Origin of the sequence: Pedobacter sp. Leaf250 (assembly GCF_920984735.1) — a bacterium.
Taxonomy (GTDB): Bacteria; Bacteroidota; Bacteroidia; order Sphingobacteriales; family Sphingobacteriaceae; genus Pedobacter.
The window spans coordinates 188,991-207,530 of the sequence record NZ_CAKLBU010000004.1 but is presented as its reverse complement, the minus strand read 5'-3'; the positions used below and the strand labels follow the sequence as shown (position 1 = coordinate 207,530).

General features: G+C 36.8%; 17 protein-coding genes. 5 read left to right on the top strand and 12 right to left on the bottom strand.

All coding sequences use genetic code 11. The features are described from left to right. Positions 1 to 19: 19 nt before the first annotated feature. Positions 20 to 1,939, top strand: coding sequence for a redoxin domain-containing protein (locus LUA91_RS05350; protein ID WP_231424997.1), 1,920 nt, complete (start codon positions 20 to 22; stop codon positions 1,937 to 1,939). A 38-nt stretch (positions 1,940 to 1,977) separates the two neighbouring features. Here the strand turns inward: LUA91_RS05350 and LUA91_RS05345 are convergent, their stop codons facing one another. Beyond that, complete coding sequence (locus LUA91_RS05345) at positions 1,978 to 2,460, bottom strand: nucleoside deaminase (RefSeq protein ID WP_231424996.1); 483 nt, start codon at positions 2,458 to 2,460, stop codon at positions 1,978 to 1,980. Positions 2,461 to 2,526: 66 nt separating this feature from the next. After that, positions 2,527 to 3,126: an OmpH family outer membrane protein gene (locus tag LUA91_RS05340; RefSeq protein WP_231424995.1), complete on the bottom strand. Its 600-nt coding sequence runs from the start codon at positions 3,124 to 3,126 to the stop codon at positions 2,527 to 2,529. Positions 3,127 to 3,723: 597 nt separating this feature from the next. On the opposite strand from LUA91_RS05340, the gene gyrB reads away from it, so the two are divergent. Further along, complete coding sequence (gyrB, locus tag LUA91_RS05335) at positions 3,724 to 5,682, top strand: DNA topoisomerase (ATP-hydrolyzing) subunit B (RefSeq protein WP_231424994.1); 1,959 nt, start codon at positions 3,724 to 3,726, stop codon at positions 5,680 to 5,682. Positions 5,683 to 5,766: 84 nt separating this feature from the next. Here the strand turns inward: gyrB and LUA91_RS05330 are convergent, their stop codons facing one another. Next, positions 5,767 to 6,177: a hypothetical protein gene (locus LUA91_RS05330; RefSeq protein WP_231424993.1), complete on the bottom strand. Its 411-nt coding sequence runs from the start codon at positions 6,175 to 6,177 to the stop codon at positions 5,767 to 5,769. Between the two features lie 54 nt (positions 6,178 to 6,231). Further along, positions 6,232 to 7,032 (bottom strand): tRNA pseudouridine(38-40) synthase TruA, encoded by an 801-nt coding sequence (locus LUA91_RS05325; RefSeq protein ID WP_231424992.1) that lies wholly within the window; start codon positions 7,030 to 7,032, stop codon positions 6,232 to 6,234. Positions 7,033 to 7,113: 81 nt separating this feature from the next. On the opposite strand from LUA91_RS05325, the gene LUA91_RS05320 reads away from it, so the two are divergent. After that, a complete protein-coding gene (locus LUA91_RS05320) occupies positions 7,114 to 7,485 on the top strand; it encodes a YchJ family protein (RefSeq protein ID WP_231424991.1) in 372 nt (123 codons plus the stop codon). On the opposite strand, the gene LUA91_RS05315 is transcribed toward LUA91_RS05320, so the two are convergent. The 6 genes from LUA91_RS05315 to mnmD form a co-directional block, all read right to left on the bottom strand. Then, positions 7,482 to 7,880, bottom strand: coding sequence for a hypothetical protein (locus tag LUA91_RS05315; protein ID WP_231424990.1), 399 nt, complete (start codon positions 7,878 to 7,880; stop codon positions 7,482 to 7,484). The genes LUA91_RS05320 and LUA91_RS05315 overlap by 4 nt on opposite strands. 2 nt (positions 7,881 to 7,882) lie before the next feature. Continuing rightward, positions 7,883 to 8,689: a nucleoside triphosphate pyrophosphohydrolase gene (gene mazG / locus LUA91_RS05310; RefSeq protein WP_231424989.1), complete on the bottom strand. Its 807-nt coding sequence runs from the start codon at positions 8,687 to 8,689 to the stop codon at positions 7,883 to 7,885. A 379-nt stretch (positions 8,690 to 9,068) separates the two neighbouring features. After that, complete coding sequence (locus LUA91_RS05305; RefSeq protein ID WP_231424988.1) at positions 9,069 to 9,365, bottom strand: hypothetical protein; 297 nt, start codon at positions 9,363 to 9,365, stop codon at positions 9,069 to 9,071. Between the two features lies 1 nt (position 9,366). Then, positions 9,367 to 10,476, bottom strand: a complete 1,110-nt coding sequence (locus LUA91_RS05300; RefSeq protein WP_231424987.1) for an AI-2E family transporter — start codon at positions 10,474 to 10,476, stop codon at positions 9,367 to 9,369. A 78-nt stretch (positions 10,477 to 10,554) separates the two neighbouring features. After that, positions 10,555 to 11,502, bottom strand: coding sequence for an aldo/keto reductase (locus LUA91_RS05295; protein WP_231424986.1), 948 nt, complete (start codon positions 11,500 to 11,502; stop codon positions 10,555 to 10,557). A 271-nt stretch (positions 11,503 to 11,773) separates the two neighbouring features. Beyond that, positions 11,774 to 12,442 (bottom strand): tRNA (5-methylaminomethyl-2-thiouridine)(34)-methyltransferase MnmD, encoded by a 669-nt coding sequence (gene mnmD, locus LUA91_RS05290; protein ID WP_231424985.1) that lies wholly within the window; start codon positions 12,440 to 12,442, stop codon positions 11,774 to 11,776. 204 nt (positions 12,443 to 12,646) lie between these two features. Between mnmD and LUA91_RS05285 the strand changes: the two genes are divergently transcribed. Continuing rightward, positions 12,647 to 12,985, top strand: a complete 339-nt coding sequence (locus LUA91_RS05285; RefSeq protein ID WP_231424984.1) for an MmcQ/YjbR family DNA-binding protein — start codon at positions 12,647 to 12,649, stop codon at positions 12,983 to 12,985. 36 nt (positions 12,986 to 13,021) lie between these two features. On the opposite strand, the gene LUA91_RS05280 is transcribed toward LUA91_RS05285, so the two are convergent. Then, positions 13,022 to 13,798, bottom strand: a complete 777-nt coding sequence (locus LUA91_RS05280; RefSeq protein WP_231424983.1) for a DUF2625 family protein — start codon at positions 13,796 to 13,798, stop codon at positions 13,022 to 13,024. A gap of 179 nt (positions 13,799 to 13,977) precedes the next feature. Beyond that, positions 13,978 to 16,014 (bottom strand): M13 family metallopeptidase, encoded by a 2,037-nt coding sequence (locus LUA91_RS05275; protein WP_231424982.1) that lies wholly within the window; start codon positions 16,012 to 16,014, stop codon positions 13,978 to 13,980. A gap of 548 nt (positions 16,015 to 16,562) precedes the next feature. Here LUA91_RS05275 and LUA91_RS05270 point away from each other — a divergent pair. After that, a complete protein-coding gene (locus LUA91_RS05270) occupies positions 16,563 to 18,536 on the top strand; it encodes a heavy metal translocating P-type ATPase (RefSeq protein ID WP_231424981.1) in 1,974 nt (657 codons plus the stop codon). Positions 18,537 to 18,540: the final 4 nt, after the last annotated feature.

The window sequence follows — 18,540 nt, the reverse complement described above, 5'->3', positions numbered from 1 at the left end:
CTCATTTAAATCATTCATTATGAAAACCTTAAAATTTCTCTTTCTATTTGTGATTTCTGCGGTAACTGTAAGCGCACAAGGGGTAAAATTTTCTCCCGAAAAACCTGTCGCGGGCAGCAAAGTGACCTTTATCTATCAACCAAAGGGTACGAATTTGCAAAACCTAACCGATATTAAATGCTCAAGTTATACCTTCTTCTCCACAGCAAATCCAAAAGCCGGTAAAATCGATTTGATTAAAGATGGCGATGTATACAAAGGAGAAATTAACGCTCCTGATAGTACAACTTTGGTAGGATTGGCGTTTTCGTCTGGCGATCAGAAAGATGAAGCGCCTGCAGGTTATGTGCTGCCATACACTAAAGCCGGAAAAATTACGCCTGAAACTTATATTAACGAGGCTTTTTTGTATGGTTTGGCCGGTAACTACTATTTAGGTTTAACACTTGATCCAGAAAAAGCAGCATCACTTTACAAACAAGCTTTTGCTTTAAAACCCGAATTAAGAAAGAAAAACTTGAATTCCTATCTTTCTATGGAATATAAGGCAGATAAAGAAATCGGAACGAAATTGATTAAAGAAAATATTTTAAGCTTAGCCAAAGTTAAAGATCCAAAGGAAGAAGATTTAGTTGCTTCTATTGGTTTATATAATTTGCTGAAGCAAAAAGCACAGGCAGATTCTGTAAAAGCCATTACCTTAAGTAAGTTTTCTACAGGTAATTATGCTTTTGGTCAGGATATGAATGCATTGTATGCTACAAAAGATTTTGCACAACAGGAGCAAAAGGCAACCGAAATGTTGGCAAAGTATAAACTTGATCCTGCAAAAAAGGCTGATAAAAATAAACTGAATTCCATTAGCAACATTTTAGCCGGAGCCGCAATCAAGGCTAAGAGTTTTGATAAGTTTGAGCTTTATGCCAATCAAATTGATAGCAAACTTTCAAGAGCTGGTTTATATAATTCATTTGCATGGCCATCGGCAGAAAAAAATGAAAACCTGGCCCTTGCCACAAAACTTTCCAAAGAATCATTGGATTTGGTAGATCAAGCAAAAAATGAAGAGAAGCCCGTTTTTTACAATACCAAAGATGAATATTTAAAAGCATTGGATAAAACCTGGGGCATGTATGCCGATACTTATGCATTATTGCAATATCATCAAGGTAATTTTAAGGAAGCATTATCACTCCAAGAAAAAGCAATAGCATTATCAGGTCCTTCGCCTGATGGATCAGGGCGTTTGGTAACTTATCTAATTAAAAATGGACAAGATGAGAAAGCATATGTTGAAGCAGAGAAGTTAATTAAGGATGGAAAGGCATCTGATTCTTTAAAAACAGAATTTAGAATGCTTTATGGTAAATTAAAAAAACCTGGAACTTATGAAACTTACATCGCAAATCTGGAGAAATTGGCTTTAGAAAAATCAAAAGCAGAATGGACGAAAAAAATGATCAGTTTACCAGCACCAGCATTTTCGTTGGTAAATTTAAAAGGTGAAAAAGTAAGTCTTGCCGATTTTAAGGGTAAAGTAGTTATTCTAGATTATTGGGCAACCTGGTGTGGGCCATGTGTGGCATCTTTCCCTGGAATGCAAAAGGCACTGGCTAAATATTCGAGCAACCCGAATGTAGTATTCTTGTTTGTTAATACCTGGCAGAATGAAGATAACAGAGAAAAGGTAGTTACTGATTTTGTAGCAGAGAAGAAATTAAATTTTAATATTTTATATGATACTAAAAATGCTAAAGATCCATCTAAATTCGACGTGGTTAGCGCATACAAAGTGGAAGGTATTCCGACAAAATTTATTATTGATGGTGAGGGAAATATCAGGTTTAAAGCTGTTGGCTTTTCGGGTTCAGATGATGGCGTGGTAAAAGAAATAGATTCGATGGTAAGTTTATTGCTGCCAAAAGAAAATAGTAAATAATATAGAAAGGGTTCAGTTTAATTGCTGAACCCTTCTTATTAATAATCAATTCTCATTGCAGAGTTGCCCCACAATTTAAATGCTTCCATTGCTTCATCCCGCATCATTTGCACAACTGGTAAGGTCCGTTTTTCCATAGGCTTATCCAGTTCATCGTAAATAAATTTATCGCTAAAGCCAATATTTTCAGCATCAACTTTAGTGTTGGCATAATAAATGGTTTCAATCCGAGCCCAATAAATGGCTCCCAAACACATTGGGCAAGGCTCGCAACTGGTGTAAACCACACAGCCACTTAAATCGAAAGTGTTTAATTCTTTGCAGGCCAAACGAATTGCCGAAACCTCTGCGTGTGCAGTAGGATCATTGCTAGAAGTTACCTTATTTGCCGATCCCGCAACAAATTCCCCATCTTTAACAATTATAGCGCCAAATGGACCACCAATACTTTCAGTAACATTTTGTACCGATAAGGCGATGGCCATGCGCATAAATTCTTCATGTCTTGTATTGTTCTCCATAGTAAAATTTAGAGCAAAAAAAATGCCCCGATTAACGAGGCATTCATTCGTATTTTTAATTAGTATTTATTTTTTGGTGTATTGCGCATTCAGACCTTTAATCACTTCTGATGTTACATCTAAAGTTTCATCAGCAAATAAAATTGCGCTATTGCCTTTAGAATAAGTTAAAACCATTTTATAACCTTTTTCTTTCGCATAACCTTTCAAATAATCGGCCACTTTATCATAAAGTTTTTCGTTTTCGGCAGCCTGCTCATTTTGTAATGCTGCACCTGCATTTTGTTGGTAAGCTTGCAATTCTTGTTGTTTACGGCCTAAACGCTCTTCGGTAGATTTACGTTGATCGGCTGATAAAGTTTGTGCAGATTGTTGGTATTGAGCCAATTCTCTTTGAAAAGCCTGACCTTTTGCCTGCATATCTGCCTGAGCATTTTTGGTTTTACCTTCAAATTTTACTTTTAAATCTTTGAAATATTCGTATTTGGTTAATAACGAATCAGAGTTCACGTAAACAATTTTTTCGCTTGGCGCTACTGCTGCTGTGGTGCTATCTGTTTTTTTTGTTTCAGTTGTTTTAGCGTCTTTGTTTTGACATGCAGAAAATGCTGTAATTAAGGCAGCTGTTGCAAATAAACCAAAGGTTTTAAAGGTTCTTCTTTCCATTATTGTTTAATAAATTTCAGCAAAGATAAAAATGATAATTAAGTATGCAATAATTGTTTTCGTTCATAAACTTTTCAATCCTAATCGTTTATAATTTTGTTTAACGAAGTTTAACCATTGAATATTATTGGGAAAGCAATGATAGTATTCCATTTTTAGGTTTGTTCCCGCTAATTGCTGCAATCTTTTTGCTGGGGTTTTGTCCTGCTGAGGAACGAAGCATCTGTTTCATTGGTTGCAATGCTTCGTTCCTCAGCATAACAGCAATTTCAGGGTTTATAACAGCAAAAAGTATTTCCGCTAATTTCGGGTTTAGCTGGCAAAAGTTGTACTAAAATTGGCGGTTGTAGGGTGCAAATCAGCAAAAGAACCATGCTTTTTGAAGATTAAACCCGATTGAAATGGATTCCGATTTCATGGGAGGAATAAAAAGCAATACTAACGCATCAGCAAAACACAGGTTTGCTTTTCAAAAGCCTATTTAAACCGCTTTAAAGGCATTAAATCTCGGATGTTTCAACAAGCTAAAACTTATCCACATATTAGTTTATGTACCAAAAAATGCGTATTTTTGATGATTATAGTTTTAAATAAAATATGAGCGAAGAACAAGATTTAAAGTCAAATTATTCGGCAGATAATATACAGGTTTTAGAAGGTTTGGAAGCGGTGCGTAAGCGCCCTTCGATGTATATAGGTGATACTGGTGTAAAAGGTTTGCACCATTTGGTTTACGAGGTTGTAGATAACTCGATTGATGAGGCTTTGGCCGGTCACGCAGATACAATTGACGTTAGGATTTTAGAAGGAAACTCGATTAGGGTTGAAGATAACGGTCGTGGAATTCCAACCGGTATTAATAAGAAAGAAAATAAATCGGCGCTTGAAATCGTTATGACGGTTTTACACGCAGGTGGTAAATTTGATAAGGATACTTACAAAGTTTCTGGTGGTTTACACGGTGTTGGGGTAAGTTGCGTAAATGCATTATCTACCGATTTAAAGGCTGAGGTACATCGCGAAGGAAAAATCTGGATGCAGGAGTACAAAATTGGTGTTCCGCAGTATGATGTTAAAGAGGTTGGAACGACCGATAAACGTGGTACGATTGTAACTTTTAGTCCGGATGCTACCATTTTTACACAAACAACAGAATACAAATACGATACGCTGGCCAGTCGTTTACGCGAATTGGCTTTTCTTAACAAAGGCATAAAATTAACGCTTACCGATGAACGTGAAACTTTAGAGGATGGTTCATTTTTATCAGAAGTATTCCAATCAGAAGGTGGATTAAAAGAGTTTGTTACTTTTTTAGATGGTACAAGAGCATCGTTCTTACCTGAACCGATATACATTGATGGTATTAAAAACGGAGTTCCTGTTGAGTTGGCTTTTCAATATAACGACAGTTATTCTGAAAATGTTCACTCTTATGTAAATAACATTAATACACACGAGGGTGGAACGCACATTGCAGGTTTCCGTAGAGGTTTAACACGAACGTTAAAGAGTTATGCTGATAAATCTGGGTTGCTGAAAAACCTGAAAATGGAAATTACTGGTGATGACTTTAGAGAAGGTTTAACTGCTGTAGTTTCTGTTAAAGTTCAAGAGCCCCAATTTGAAGGTCAAACCAAAACAAAACTTGGTAATACCGAAGTAATGGGAGCGGTTGATATTGCAGTTGGTGAGGCATTGGGTGCTTATTTGGAGGAAAATCCAAAGGAAGCTAAAATGATTGTTAACAAGGTTATTTTGGCAGCTACAGCTCGTGCCGCGGCCCGTAAGGCTCGTGAAATGGTTCAGCGCAAGAGTGTAATGGGTGGTTCTGGCTTGCCAGGTAAACTTGCAGATTGCTCTGACAGTGATCCTGAAAAATGCGAAATTTATCTGGTAGAGGGAGACTCGGCAGGTGGTACAGCGAAGCAAGGTCGTGATCGAAATATTCAGGCGATTTTACCTTTAAAAGGTAAGATTTTGAATGTGGAAAAAGCAATGGAGCATAAAATCTACGAGAACGACGAGATTAAGAATATGTTTACTGCCATTGGCGTAAGTATCGGTACACCCGAAGATGATAAGGCTTTGAACATGACGAAACTTCGTTACCACAAAATCGTAATCATGACGGATGCGGATATTGATGGTTCGCACATTACTACCTTAATTTTAACTTTCTTCTACCGTTATATGAGGGCATTGATTGAGGCAGGTTATGTTTATATTGCATCGCCACCACTTTATCAGGTTAAAAAAGGTAAGGAATTTGAATACTGCTGGAATGATGTACAACGCGATGCGGCTGTACAACGGATTAAAGGTAATGGTAAAGAGGATAGTGTACATATTCAACGCTACAAAGGTTTGGGTGAAATGAATGCTGAACAACTTTGGGATACTACCCTTAATCCAGCTACACGTACTTTATTACAAGCTACAATTGAAAGCGCTGCAGAATGCGACCATACTTTCTCTATGTTAATGGGCGATGAGGTTGCTCCACGTAGAGAATTTATCGAGCGTAATGCAAAGTATGCGAAGATTGATGCTTAACCCCTAAATCCCCTGAAGGGGACTTTAAATAAATGAAACCCTCTTTGAGTTTAAAACGTAAAGAGGGTTTTTTTTAATCGAAAATTACATTTTTATTATCTTCAATTTCAGCGTTTTCGGTGTAGTGGCTTTTTCGAAATTGTTGTAAGGGTTAACTTCAATTAATTTAACCGTATAATTAACATTTGATATGCTAAAAGTTTGTTGATCCGCTATGCCTGCCATATTGCAATCGCCGCCAATGCATAAAATGAAATCTTTGGTTTCTCCTTTTAATTTTACGGTAATAAAGGTTTCAGCTTTACCAGCAGTAATGCAATCAGCATTTATAGGGCAACGGTTATCAGTAATATTGGTAACAGTAAATGTTGCCGAATTAATTACCTGCGGTTTGTTCAATGTGAACTCTGTATTTTCTTGGTTTTCAAGATTTTTCTTTTTGCAACCAAATGCGGTTAATAGTGTAAAGTAGAGAATGATGCTAAAGATTTTCATAATGTTTGAATTTGATTTTCTAATAAAACGAAGCTCCTAATAGAAATGCTACAACTAAACTGAAATCCACTCAGTACCCTGTGCTGCGCTAATAAATTCAGTTCTTGGTTCGAGGTTTAAATAAGGATAAGTAACCTTAGATAAATACAATCCTGTGGGATGTGCTGGTAGAGATAATTTTGAAGCCTGAAGGGTAATCAGATCATTTTCAAATTCATCTACACTTAATTCATTTTTACCAACCATTAAAATTTTACCCATGGTGATGCGGATCATTTTGCCTAAAAACCGGTTGCTTGCAATGTGAAATCTAAATCGATCTCCCTTTGGGTTCACAAATAAATCGGCTTCCATCACATTGCAAATGGTGTGTTCGTATTTATCTGGATGTGTACAGAAAGCCCGATAATCTTTATATTGAGGCAATAACTTTACCACAGCCTTCATCTTATCGAAATTGAGGTTGTTAAACTGATAAAAAGAACTTTGAGTGCTAAAAAAAGGATCTTTGTAGGTGTGAACAAAATAATCATATTTACGTTGAACGGCATCGAAACGGGCATGAGGCTTGCCCTCCATTTTGATAATGTCGAAAACAGCAATATTATATGGAAGTGCTTTATTTAGAATATAAAGTAAATCGAAGTCAATTGGATTTTCAATGTCTGCATGAAAGAAAAACTGACTGGCATGAACATGTGCATCCGTTCTTCCGCAACCATTGATGGCCATTGGAACCTTTAATATTTTAGATAATGTTTGCTCAATAACTTCTTGAACACTTTTTACACCGGGCTGTTTTTGCCATCCACTAAAATACTGACCCTGATATGCGATGTGAAAGAAATACCTCATTTTTCGACTGCAATTTTACGCAAATTTTAGCAGAGGAAATATTTAATCCTAAATTTGTTCCTTTGAAAAAAATACTAAAAAATGATTTGTCCCTGCGGAACAGGTTTGCAATATGAAAATTGCTGTCGGCCATACCATTTAAAAATCCAAATTGCAACAACTGCCGAAGCATTAATGCGTTCCAGGTATTCCGCATTTGTGGTTGCTGACGGAGATTATCTTGCTGAAACCACACATGTAAGCAAACGCAAAGGAAGTTCAAAAGATGCTTATTTAAAAAGCGCCAGGAATACCAAATGGCTGAAGCTTGAAATTGTTTCAGCAACATTTGATACTGTAGAATTTAAAGCTTTTTATCTGAACAATAAATTTCAAACAGAAGTACTGCATGAAAAATCTAATTTCAAATTAGAAGATGGCAAATGGTATTATGTTGATGGTATTTTTTACTAAAGATCAATATCTAAAGTAACTTCTAACATGCCCGAATCTGTTTTATAAACATCTAAGGCAACCAAATCCAAAGCATCAATATTGATACCTTGCTTTTTAGAAAGTTCTAAAAATATATCTCTAATGGCGATTAAAAGTCCTGCCCTGGTATAACCAATATCTGATGTTAACCAATATGTTCCACGATTTTCAAACGGATAGTCGATCGAAATCACTACTGTTTGTTCCTTAATTACCGTTTCGTTTGCATCGACTAAATTTAAAATTTCTTCGTTTGCACGAGCAATATTTATCCATGGTATAATGCCCTCATCGCCAACGGTTTTTGTTGCCCTAACATTAAAAGTAATGATATTAACCAGATTTCTTGGCGATTGATTTTCTTCAGCAGTCATGTTTATAATTTCTTCGCTTCGTTCCAATAAATGTCCATTTCACTAAGGGTCATATCAGCCAATGCCTTACCATTTTCTTTGGCTTTGTTTTCCAGATATTGAAATCGCTTGATAAACTTTTTGTTGGTTTTCTCCAAAGCATTTTCGGGATTGATATTAATGAAACGGGCATAGTTGATCAATGAAAATAGCACATCACCAAACTCAGATTCGGCCTTTTCTATATCAATTGCAGTATTATCAGCCACGTTAAACTCTGCTTTAAATTCCTGTAATTCCTCTTCAACTTTTTCCCAAACCTGATTTTTATCCTCCCAGTCGAAACCAACTCCACGAGCTTTCTCTTGAATACGGGAAGCCTTAACTAATGCTGGCAAAGAACCTGGAACGCCTGCTAAAACGGATTTGTTACCCTCTTTTAATTTGATTTGTTCCCAGTTGCGTTTAACATCTTCCTCATCTTGTATTTCAACATCACCGTAAATATGCGGATGGCGGTTAACCAGCTTATCGCAAACGCCATTTAAAACATCAACAATATTGAAATCATTGGTTTCCGAAGCAATTCTGGAATAAAAAACCAGGTGCATCATTACATCGCCAAGTTCCTTTTTAATCTCATCCAAATCGCCCTCTAAAATGGCATCGCTTAGCTCGTAAGTTTCTTCGATGGTTAAATGGCGCAGGGTTTCCATGGTTTGCTTTTTATCCCACGGACATTGAGTGCGTAAGGTATCTAAAACAGTAAGTAAACGGTTAAAAGCATCGGCAGGATTATTTCCAGTTGCAGGAATCGGATTGTTCGGCATGTTTTATTATTTATTAAATGCTAAAGTACGAGTTGTTAACTTAAAACGGAATGATGTGAAAAGCTTTACCAAAAATTTGTTTTCCTTACACTTACCCAAGTTTAATAAACCTGCTTGTAGCGGTATACTTTTGGCTCTACTTACATTCGTTTTTATGTAAATAATCACCAAAAGATTTAGCGGAAAGCAGGAATAACGATAACAAATGTTTGTTGATTGCTTTCCGAAACCTTAACCTAATCATAATTTTTCTATTGTGCAGTCAATCTCATTGAAGAGGGAAACAATGATTCGCTGATTGAAGCCAATCTTAAATCTGCTTTTTGGTTCTTTCTGCTTTTCGCCTCCATTTTAAGGAGAGAGGAATAATAGGAGAGGTCTATTTTATCAAATTAAAAGCAATTAAAATTGTTGCAACAAAAAGCACTACCAAACCAGATAAAAATACAATATCGGCTATTTTCTCTAATTTTTGGCTCTCATTTCTTTCCCTTCTCATTGAAATAAAGGAGAGTATGCAACTGGTCATGAAAAGCATTACGGCTACTACTGCAAACTCATCGATTATCGAATCATCGACCAGGTTTAGTTTTTTTAAAGAAGTTAATACGATGAAGCAAATTCCCAATAAATTGGCTGAAGTACTTAAAATATGAGGCGATCTATTTTCGGGCATTCTAATCTTTTTCCTCTAATTTAATCTTTTTTGTGATTCGGTATACACGTTTCTTTTTATCAGGTTTATGCTCTTCGCCCATCAAAATGCCCCAAGGTTTAAGCGTATCCACCCTGTCGAATATAATCTTAAGCATGGCTAAATACGGAATACATAAAAACATACCCGAAATGCCCCAAATCATTTCGCCAACTACAATACCAATGAAGGCAAAAAGTGCATTGATTTTTACTTTAGAGCCTACTACCAAAGGCATAAGAATATTTCCATCAATGGCATGTACCCCTATAAAGGCAACCAAAACAAGTAAAACTTTTCCAGCGCCAGCAGTGGCAAAAGTAATTAAGCAACTCACCAACAGTGCGAAAAATATACCCAGATATGGTACTACGTTGAAGATACCAGCCACTAGACCTAATAAAACAGCATATTTTACACCGAGCAAACTTAAAATGGCAATCATCAAAACAGTAACTATCAACATTTGTAAAAATAAACCGATGATGTATTTTTTAATGATATACTGAATCTGACTAACAATTTCTGTAACCTTCGCTTTGTGCTCTTCTTTGAAAACAGACGTTAAGAAAGTAAAAAGAACTCTTCGGTAATTTAAAATGAAGAAAGTGAAAAGTAGCGTAAAACCTAAAAATAATAGGGTAGAAGACAATGTAGCTAAGGTGGTAGCAACAATGGTTGCACTTGTGGCCAATGCTTTTTCAGTACTATCATTTAAATAGGCTAATTGCTTTTCGGTATTTACGTGGAACGTAGTTGAGATCCACTTTTGCAATTCATGGTAGGAAACATTGGCTTTTTCTTTTAACAATGGCCAATCAGCCCACAAATCACTCAATTGATTTCCGAAGAAATAAACAATTCCTCCGATTACAGCAATCATCAGTATTACGGCAAAAATGGTAGATAAACTTCTCTTAAAATTAAAACGCCGTTCTAAAAAATTGCCTACGGGAAGCAAGAGGATGGCCATTAAGAATGAGAAGAGTAATGGCGCTAAAAGCGAATGCCCTAAAATGGCAATATATGTTAGGCTAATTAAACAAAAAAGTACAAGCGCTAACTTTGGCAGGAAGGTAAGTTTTTCTCTCATGGTATTTTAATCCTGTTAAATACAAAATGCCCGATTAATTGTTTCATTTAATCGGGCATTTAAATATAATGGATTATTTTAATAGATGCTTGCTTTATCTAAAAGTGAAATATCTTCAGAAGATAATTTTAAATTGGCAGCCTCGGTAAAAGATTTCAGCTGACTTATATCAGTAACACTTGCAATTGGAGCGGTAACGGATGGATGATAAATTAACCACGCCAATGCTACAGAAGCTTGCTCTACACCGTATTTTGCTGAAACTTCATCAAGCGCAGCTAAAATTTTAAAACCTCTTTCATTTAAAAATTTCTTTACGCCACCACCACGCTGACTTTTATTTAAATCATCCTCGCTGCGGTATTTTCCTGTTAAAAAACCGCTTGCCAGTGAATAGTAGGTTACAACGCCCAGGCCGTAATCGGTGCAAATTTTTTCATGTTCCTTTTCAAATTCTTCGCGATCGAATAAATTGTAGCCTGGTTGGCACACCTCGTAGCGAGGCAGGTTGTTTTTTGTTGAATAGATTAACGACTCCCTTAACCGATCGGCAGAAAAGTTCGAAGCACCAATCCATCTGATTTTTCCATCCTTAATCAGCGTTTCGTAAGCGCTCAAAGTTTCATCAACGGGCGTTACTTCATCATCGAAGTGAGAAAAATATAAATCGATATAATCGGTTTGCAGTCTGGATAATGAATGTTCAACAGCGTTAATGATATAATCTTTTCTAAGCGATTTGCCGCTGCCCATATCTGAACCAACTTTGGTTGCAATAATTACTTCCTGTCGCTTATTGTTTTTTTTTAGCCAATTACCAATAATGATTTCTGATTCGCCGCCTTTGTTTCCGGGTACCCACCGCGAATAAACATCAGCAGTATCGATAAAGTTGAAGCCACTTTCAACAAAGTGATCTAATATTTCAAATGATTTTTGTTCGTCGATTGTCCAACCGAAAACGTTTCCTCCAAATACAATGGGCGCAATATTTAAATCTGTTTTCCCTAAAATTCGTTTTTCCATGATATGAAATTTATTCATGGTTTAACAATTCAAAGTAAAGCCTGGTTTTTTACAAGCAGTATGTTTTTTGTCAGAAATAATTAAAAAAGTTTGGAAAGCAACTCACTGTTCCATCTTTGCGTCAGTCCCGTGTTTCGCTATACCTTTTAACTATCTTTCGCTGAAGCCCATGATTATTGTTAAAAGGGTGCCGCTACACCCGGGTTTAAATACACTAGTTTTAGCTACTATGTAAGTTTTCCCGGCATAGCGTATAAGATTCCATTAACTGTTAATCTAATGCCTTTACCGCCCTTAACATTTCTCTTTTACCAGGTGCTCCCGGAAGTTTTTCAATGGTAAAGCCATTGGCTTTAACTGCTCGCTTAAGTTTGCCTGTAATGGCGTAGGTTACAAATGTTCCGCCAGGTTTCAGGAAACTGCAGGCATGCGCTATTATTTCATCGCTCCACATTTCGGGCTGGTGTTGTACTGAAAAAGCATCGTAATAAATCAAATCAAATTGCTTATAGGTATTAAAATCTGCAAGTGTGGTATGCGGAATTTCAAGATCGCAAAGTGAGGATAAAGTTTGATTAGCGTTTAAACTTTTATCATAACTAGCAATAAAATCACCCCAGATTTCTGATGAAACATATTTTGAATAACCCGTTTGATTAATTACTTCAATAGTGAGTGGAAAGGCTTCGATACTGGTATAATTTAGCTTAATGTTATTTTCAGTGCAATATTCGAAACTCAAAATAAAGTTTAAGCCCGTTCCAAAACCTACTTCCAAAACCGAAATTTCAGATTTACCTTCAGATGAGAATTTTAATCCTGCATCAATAAATACATGTTTGCTTTCTTGTAAAGCGCCGTGTTTGCTATGGTAATGTTCTCCGATGGTTTCGTTGTAAAGTGTGTTAGAACCATCGGCCGTTGGAGTAATAATATTCATTTGCAAAGGGGTTTTGACCAGGATTAATAAGATGATGGGATTTTAAGATTCTTGTGAAGAATTACTATTTTCGTTTTAGAATTATAATTGGTGCAAACATAATAAAATTAGGCATTGTTTACCCTAAACCCTAAACCCTAAACCCTAAACCCTAAACCCTAAACCCTAAACCCTAAACCCTAAACCCTAAACCCTAAACCCTAAATGGATATCGAATCTTTCAGAGAATATTGTTTAAGTCTGCCGGGCACAACCGAAGGCATGAAATGGGATCATTTATGTTTTATGATAGAAGAAAAAATATTTGTTATTGCAGATGTTGATACTGGAAGTAGCTTTTCTATCAAATGTAATCCGGATGAGTTTGATGCTTTAACAGCCAGAGATGGAATTGCACAAGCTTACCATTTGGCTAAACGACAATGGATTCAAGTACAAAATCTTGATGTTTTAAATGATAAAGAATTAAAAGCTAGAGTAGCGGAATCCAGATCATTGGTATTGGCTAAACTGCCAAAGAAAACACAATCAAAATATGCCTGACTCTTTAATTTAACTTAATAAGTTGTAAGAATATTTTTACTGTTTAGAATCATCTTTTTTAATCCCGGCATCGGCATTAAGCTCTTTCGATTTTAGAATATTGAAACGATACATGGCTTCAATGTCTACAAGCTTTCTGGCGCACTTTTCAATATCAGTATCTTTTTCCCATAAGTAGGGTCGGAAACTGTAAGTTTTGGTTCCATCAAGATTACCGATAAATTGACTCCAGGTGCTCCAGCGTAAACCTTTGTAGAATTTATTCAGATCGCTATCAAAGCAAAAAACTAAAAATTCGCCATAACCTGCTCCAAGCGGTTGCCAGGTTAAAGTATTCGGCTCTAAGTAGTAAACATTTTTAATATCCGGACCCAAACCGCCATAATTAATCGCAAAAAAACCTCCAATGGCATCATCGGCGATTAGCAGATAAGGAATTTTATCACCGTATTCTTTAATCGTTTTTTCTTTGTTCCAGGTAGCAATGTCTCTGCTTAAACGTTCACTTCCCGATCCTAGAATTCTAATCCATCCATTGTCAACCATAATTCCACCGGTATTGTAAATTACCGAACCCAGGGTTGCATATGTAGAAACCTGGGCATTATATAATGTTTGTTTTGCTTTGGCAGAATCTACAGGTAAAATTTCAACTTTGTTTTTTGCTGAATCAATCCATTTTTTTACCAATGGCCATGCCGGATCAGTTTTATTAATTAGCGCATCTAAACTTATTAAATTATCCTGCGCAAATGTTGTTAAAGAGAATAAGGTTAAAGTAAGAGCAATAAAAGTTTTAAAAATGCTTTTCATGATTGACCGCTTATGTTTTTCAAAGATAGAATGATAATTAAGAATTTTCGAAATGCTGGTGTTTAATTTGATCAAAAAAAAACGTCCCGATTTTTTCGGGACGTTTAAATTATGTTTTTGAAATTCGAAGATTTAAATCAGACCTTTCGCCCTAAATTTTTAAAGCCTCAACTTCATAACTACCACATTCTAATTCTGTCTTCCGGTTTTTTATATAATTTATCACCAGGTTTTACATCGAATGCGGTGTACCATGCATCCATATTAACAGGGGCACCAATGGTACGGTACGGGCCTGGAGAGTGCGGGTCAGTTTTAATTAACTGGGCTGCGCTTTCTGGTAAAATATTACCTCTCCAAACTTGTGCCCAAGCCAAGAAGAAACGTTGGTCTGGCGTAAAACCATCAATTTTCTCATTGCTCTGACCTTGTTTAGTCATTTTAAAAGCCGTGTAAGCTGCATTTAATCCGCCTAAATCGCCTATGTTTTCACCCATTGTTAATTTGCCAATTACATGAACCGTATCCAAAACGGTGTAAGCATCAAATTGCTCGCCCAAAGCTTTGGTTTTTTCTTCAAACTTTTTACGGTCTTCAGCTGTCCACCAGTTTTTTAAATTACCTTTTGCATCATACTGGCTACCACTATCATCGAAACCATGGCTCATTTCATGGCCGATTACTGCACCAATTCCACCATAATTTAAGGCATCATCTGCATTTGGATCAAAGAAAGGGAATTGCAAAATTCCTGCAGGGAACGTAATCGAATTCATCGTTGGGCTGTAAGAAGCATTTACCGTTGGTGGCGTCATACCGAATTTGGTACGGTCTACCGGTTTACCTAATCTACCAACATTTTCATTGTAACCCCAAACGCTTGCATTACGCAAATTTTGAAAATATGTAGCCTTGTTGATGTTTAAGCCTGTATAAGTTTCCCATTTTGTGGTATAACCCACTTTTGGTTCGAAGGCAGCAAGTTTTTCCAAAGCTTTTTTCTTGGTTTCATCGCTCATCCATTCTAAACCTTTAATTCTGATTTCAAAAGCTTTGCGCAGGTTAACAATCATGGCGTCCATGCGTGCTTTCGCTTCAGGTTTAAAATATTTAGCTACATATAATTGACCTAGCAATTCGCCAATAGTGCCATCTGTTAACGATGACATGCGCTGCCAACGAGGTGTTTGAACTTTTTGTCCAGTTTGTGCCTGTGTAAAAGCAAAACTTGCCTTAACAAAAGGAGAACTTAAGCTGCCTGCTGAACTTTTTAATACGTTCCATTCTAAGTAAGTTTTCCAATCAGCTACCGAAACCGATTTCAACATGCCATCAAGGCTGCTCATAAATTTCGGAGAAGAAACCAATAACGTATCCTGACCTTTAATTTTGAATTTCGTTAAATAAGTTGCCCAGTTAATTCCTGGCGTTTTACTACTCAATTCACCCACAGTAAGTTTGTTGTAGGTTGCATAAGGATCACGCATTTCCAAACGGCTCATTTGTGCTTCTGCAAATTGCTTTTCAATTTTGAAAACAGTTGCTGCCTTTTGTTTAGCTTCTTCCGCAGTACTTCCGGTTAAAGAAAATAAAGTAGTGATGTATGTATTATATGCCTCACGAATTTTCACACTGCGGGCATCGTCTTTTAAATAATAATCACGATCTGGCAAAGTTGTACCACCCTGACCAATATTTACCATGTATTTATTTACGTTTTTACGATCCTGGCCTACACCCAAACCAAACATTGGGCTGCCAATTCCGCTTACACGCATATAAGCCACCTGGTCTAAAACACCTTGAATATCTTTTATCTGCTTAATTTTTTCTAAATCAGCTTTGATAGGCGTGTAGCCTAATTTTTCAATCGCTACAGTATCCATTGCTGCAGCAAAGAAATCTCCAACACGGCGTTTTACCGATCCGGCAGGTGCCGATTTATCAGCAGCAGCTTCTTCTACCAGAGATTTTACCGCATTAATGTTGAAATCGCGAAGTTCATTAAAAGATCCCCAACGGGTTTCTTTAGCTGGAACAGGATTGTTTTTAATCCATGTACCACTTGCGTAAGTGTAGAAATCATCGCCCGGCTTAACAGATAAATCCATGTTTGCAGGGTCGATAAATTTTTTGGTGGTTTGTGCATTTGCAGAAAAGCCGGCAGCAACTATGCCCAGTGCCGCGAAGTATCTTTTCAAATTTTGGTATTTCATTCGCTTAATTAAGTTAGTTATAACAGCGAAATTTAGGAAATACTAATTAATAGTAGGTTAATATACCAAGAATATTACTTGTTAAACCAATAGTAAATTTTTGCTAAACCGAGGCGTCTAATAAATTCAGCTGGCGAGAAATGGAATTTTAGGGATTTCATGATTTTTGAATCTTATTACACTATTAACATTTTTTAACATAATTTATTGTGTGGTTGTAATAATTTTCATTATTAAGAATGAATCAGAATAAAGCATTATTTTTGAGAGATTGCATGTGTAGCTTTACAGGATTTGGAAAAGAACGGTTAGTATTTTATCGGAATATTTAGCCCCGCTTTTTGCTACAACAAAAGCAGAAAAGGCTTTTGGTTTTCGCGGCAATCGGGTTTAACTTACTTTTGATAGTACTACTATTTAAGCCACCTAAACCCAACAAAGCGTAAAACCCGAAGGCCAATTTTTCTTTGGCCGAGGATTTGCAGCGATGGCGGGAGCAAAGAAACCTAAGCCGGCAGGTATTGCTTTCAATAGAAAATAATAAATAAATGAGTCATTCGCACGATAAAGAAGATAGCTGTTGCAGCACTAAGGCGCACCAACACCAACATGAACATCAGCACGAAGATGGCGACGAGCACGACCACGACCATGGTGGCGATCCATCAGCATTTAAAACTTACTTGCCTGCAATAGTTACTCTAAGCATGCTGCTTATTGGCATTGCTTTCGATAATATTTTTAAGGTAGAAGCTTTTAAATCTATTCGTCCGTACTGGTATATCGTAGCTTATTTGCCAGTAGGAATTCCGGTTTTAAAAGAAGTATGGGAAACCTTCAAAGCTAAAGACTTTTTTACCGAGTTTTCGTTGATGTCTATCGCAACCATTGGTGCTTTTGCCATTGGCGAATATCCCGAAGGCGTAACAGTAATGCTTTTTTATACCATTGGCGAACTTTTTCAAATGGCTGCGGTTAACCGGGCGAAAAGAAATATTTCTGCTTTGCTTGATGTTCGTGCTGATGAAGCCTATGTTTTGAGAAATGGCAAATACGAAAGTGTAAACCCGGAGAAAGTAGAAATTGGAGAAACCATTCAAATTAAGGCTGGTGAAAAAATTCCGTTGGATGGCAAAATGTTATCCGAAAAAAGCAGTTTTAACACAGCGGCATTAACTGGTGAGAGTAAGCCAAAAACCATTAATAAAGGCGAAAATGTTTTAGCAGGAATGCTAAATTTAGATAAAGTGATTGAGATAAAAGTTACGAAAGCTTTTGCCGATAGCGCACTTTCACGCATTTTGGAGATGGTTCAGAATGCCACCACGCGTAAGGCAAAAACGGAATTGTTTATCCGAAAGTTTGCAAAAGTTTATACGCCAATCGTTTTCTTTTTAGCATTGGCCTTGGTTACCTTGCCAATTTTATTTTTAGGGAACGACTATCATTTCCAAACCTGGTTATACCGTTCTTTGGTTTTTCTGGTAATTTCCTGTCCCTGCGCTTTGGTAATTTCCATTCCGCTGGGTTATTTCGGTGGAATCGGTGCTGCATCATCACACGGAATTTTGTTTAAAGGCTCTAACTTTCTGGATTTAATTACCAAGCTGAATGTGGTGGTAATGGATAAAACTGGAACACTTACAAAAGGTGTTTTTAAGGTTCAAAAAATAGAAAGTAGCATTGATGAAAGCGAATTTTTGAATTTGCTTGCTGCGGTTGAGGCAAAATCTACGCATCCAATTGCAAAAGCCATTGTTGCGCATGTTGGAGAAAAAGAAGTACATCCTGCAGAAAACATTGAAGAAATCGCGGGAATGGGTTTGAAAGGAACCGTGAATGGCAAAGAAGTTCTTGCTGGAAATGTTAAGCTTTTAGAAAAATTTAAAATTGATTTCGATGTTAAAATAAAAGATATAGAAGAAAGTATTGTGGTTGTAGCGGTTGATGGGAAATATGTTGGTTATGTTTTAATTGCCGATGAAATAAAAGAGGACGCAACCGACGCGATAAATCAACTGCATGCCAATGGCGTAAAACAAGTGGTGATGCTAAGTGGCGATAAAACTTCTATTGTGAAAAAAGTTGCGGGGATTTTAGGAATCGATTCTTATTTCGGCGATTTGCTACCAGAAGATAAAGTGACAAAACTCGAAGAGATTAAAAAAGATAAAAGCAAAGTGGTGGCTTTTGTGGGCGACGGGATAAACGATACTCCGGTTTTGGCCATAAGCGATATCGGAATTGCAATGGGTGCAATGGGTAGCGATGCCGCCATCGAAACAGCAGATGTAGTGATTCAAACCGACCAACCTTCGAAAATTGCAACCGCGATTAAAATTGGTAAGGCAACCAAAAGCGTGGTTATTCAAAATATTGTTCTAGCCTTTGCCGTAAAAGCACTTGTTTTAATTTTGGGAGCGGGTGGCTTGGCTACTATGTGGGAAGCCGTTTTTGCCGATGTTGGTGTTGCTTTGCTGGCTATATTGAATGCAGTTAGAATTCAAAAAATGAAGTTTTAAATGA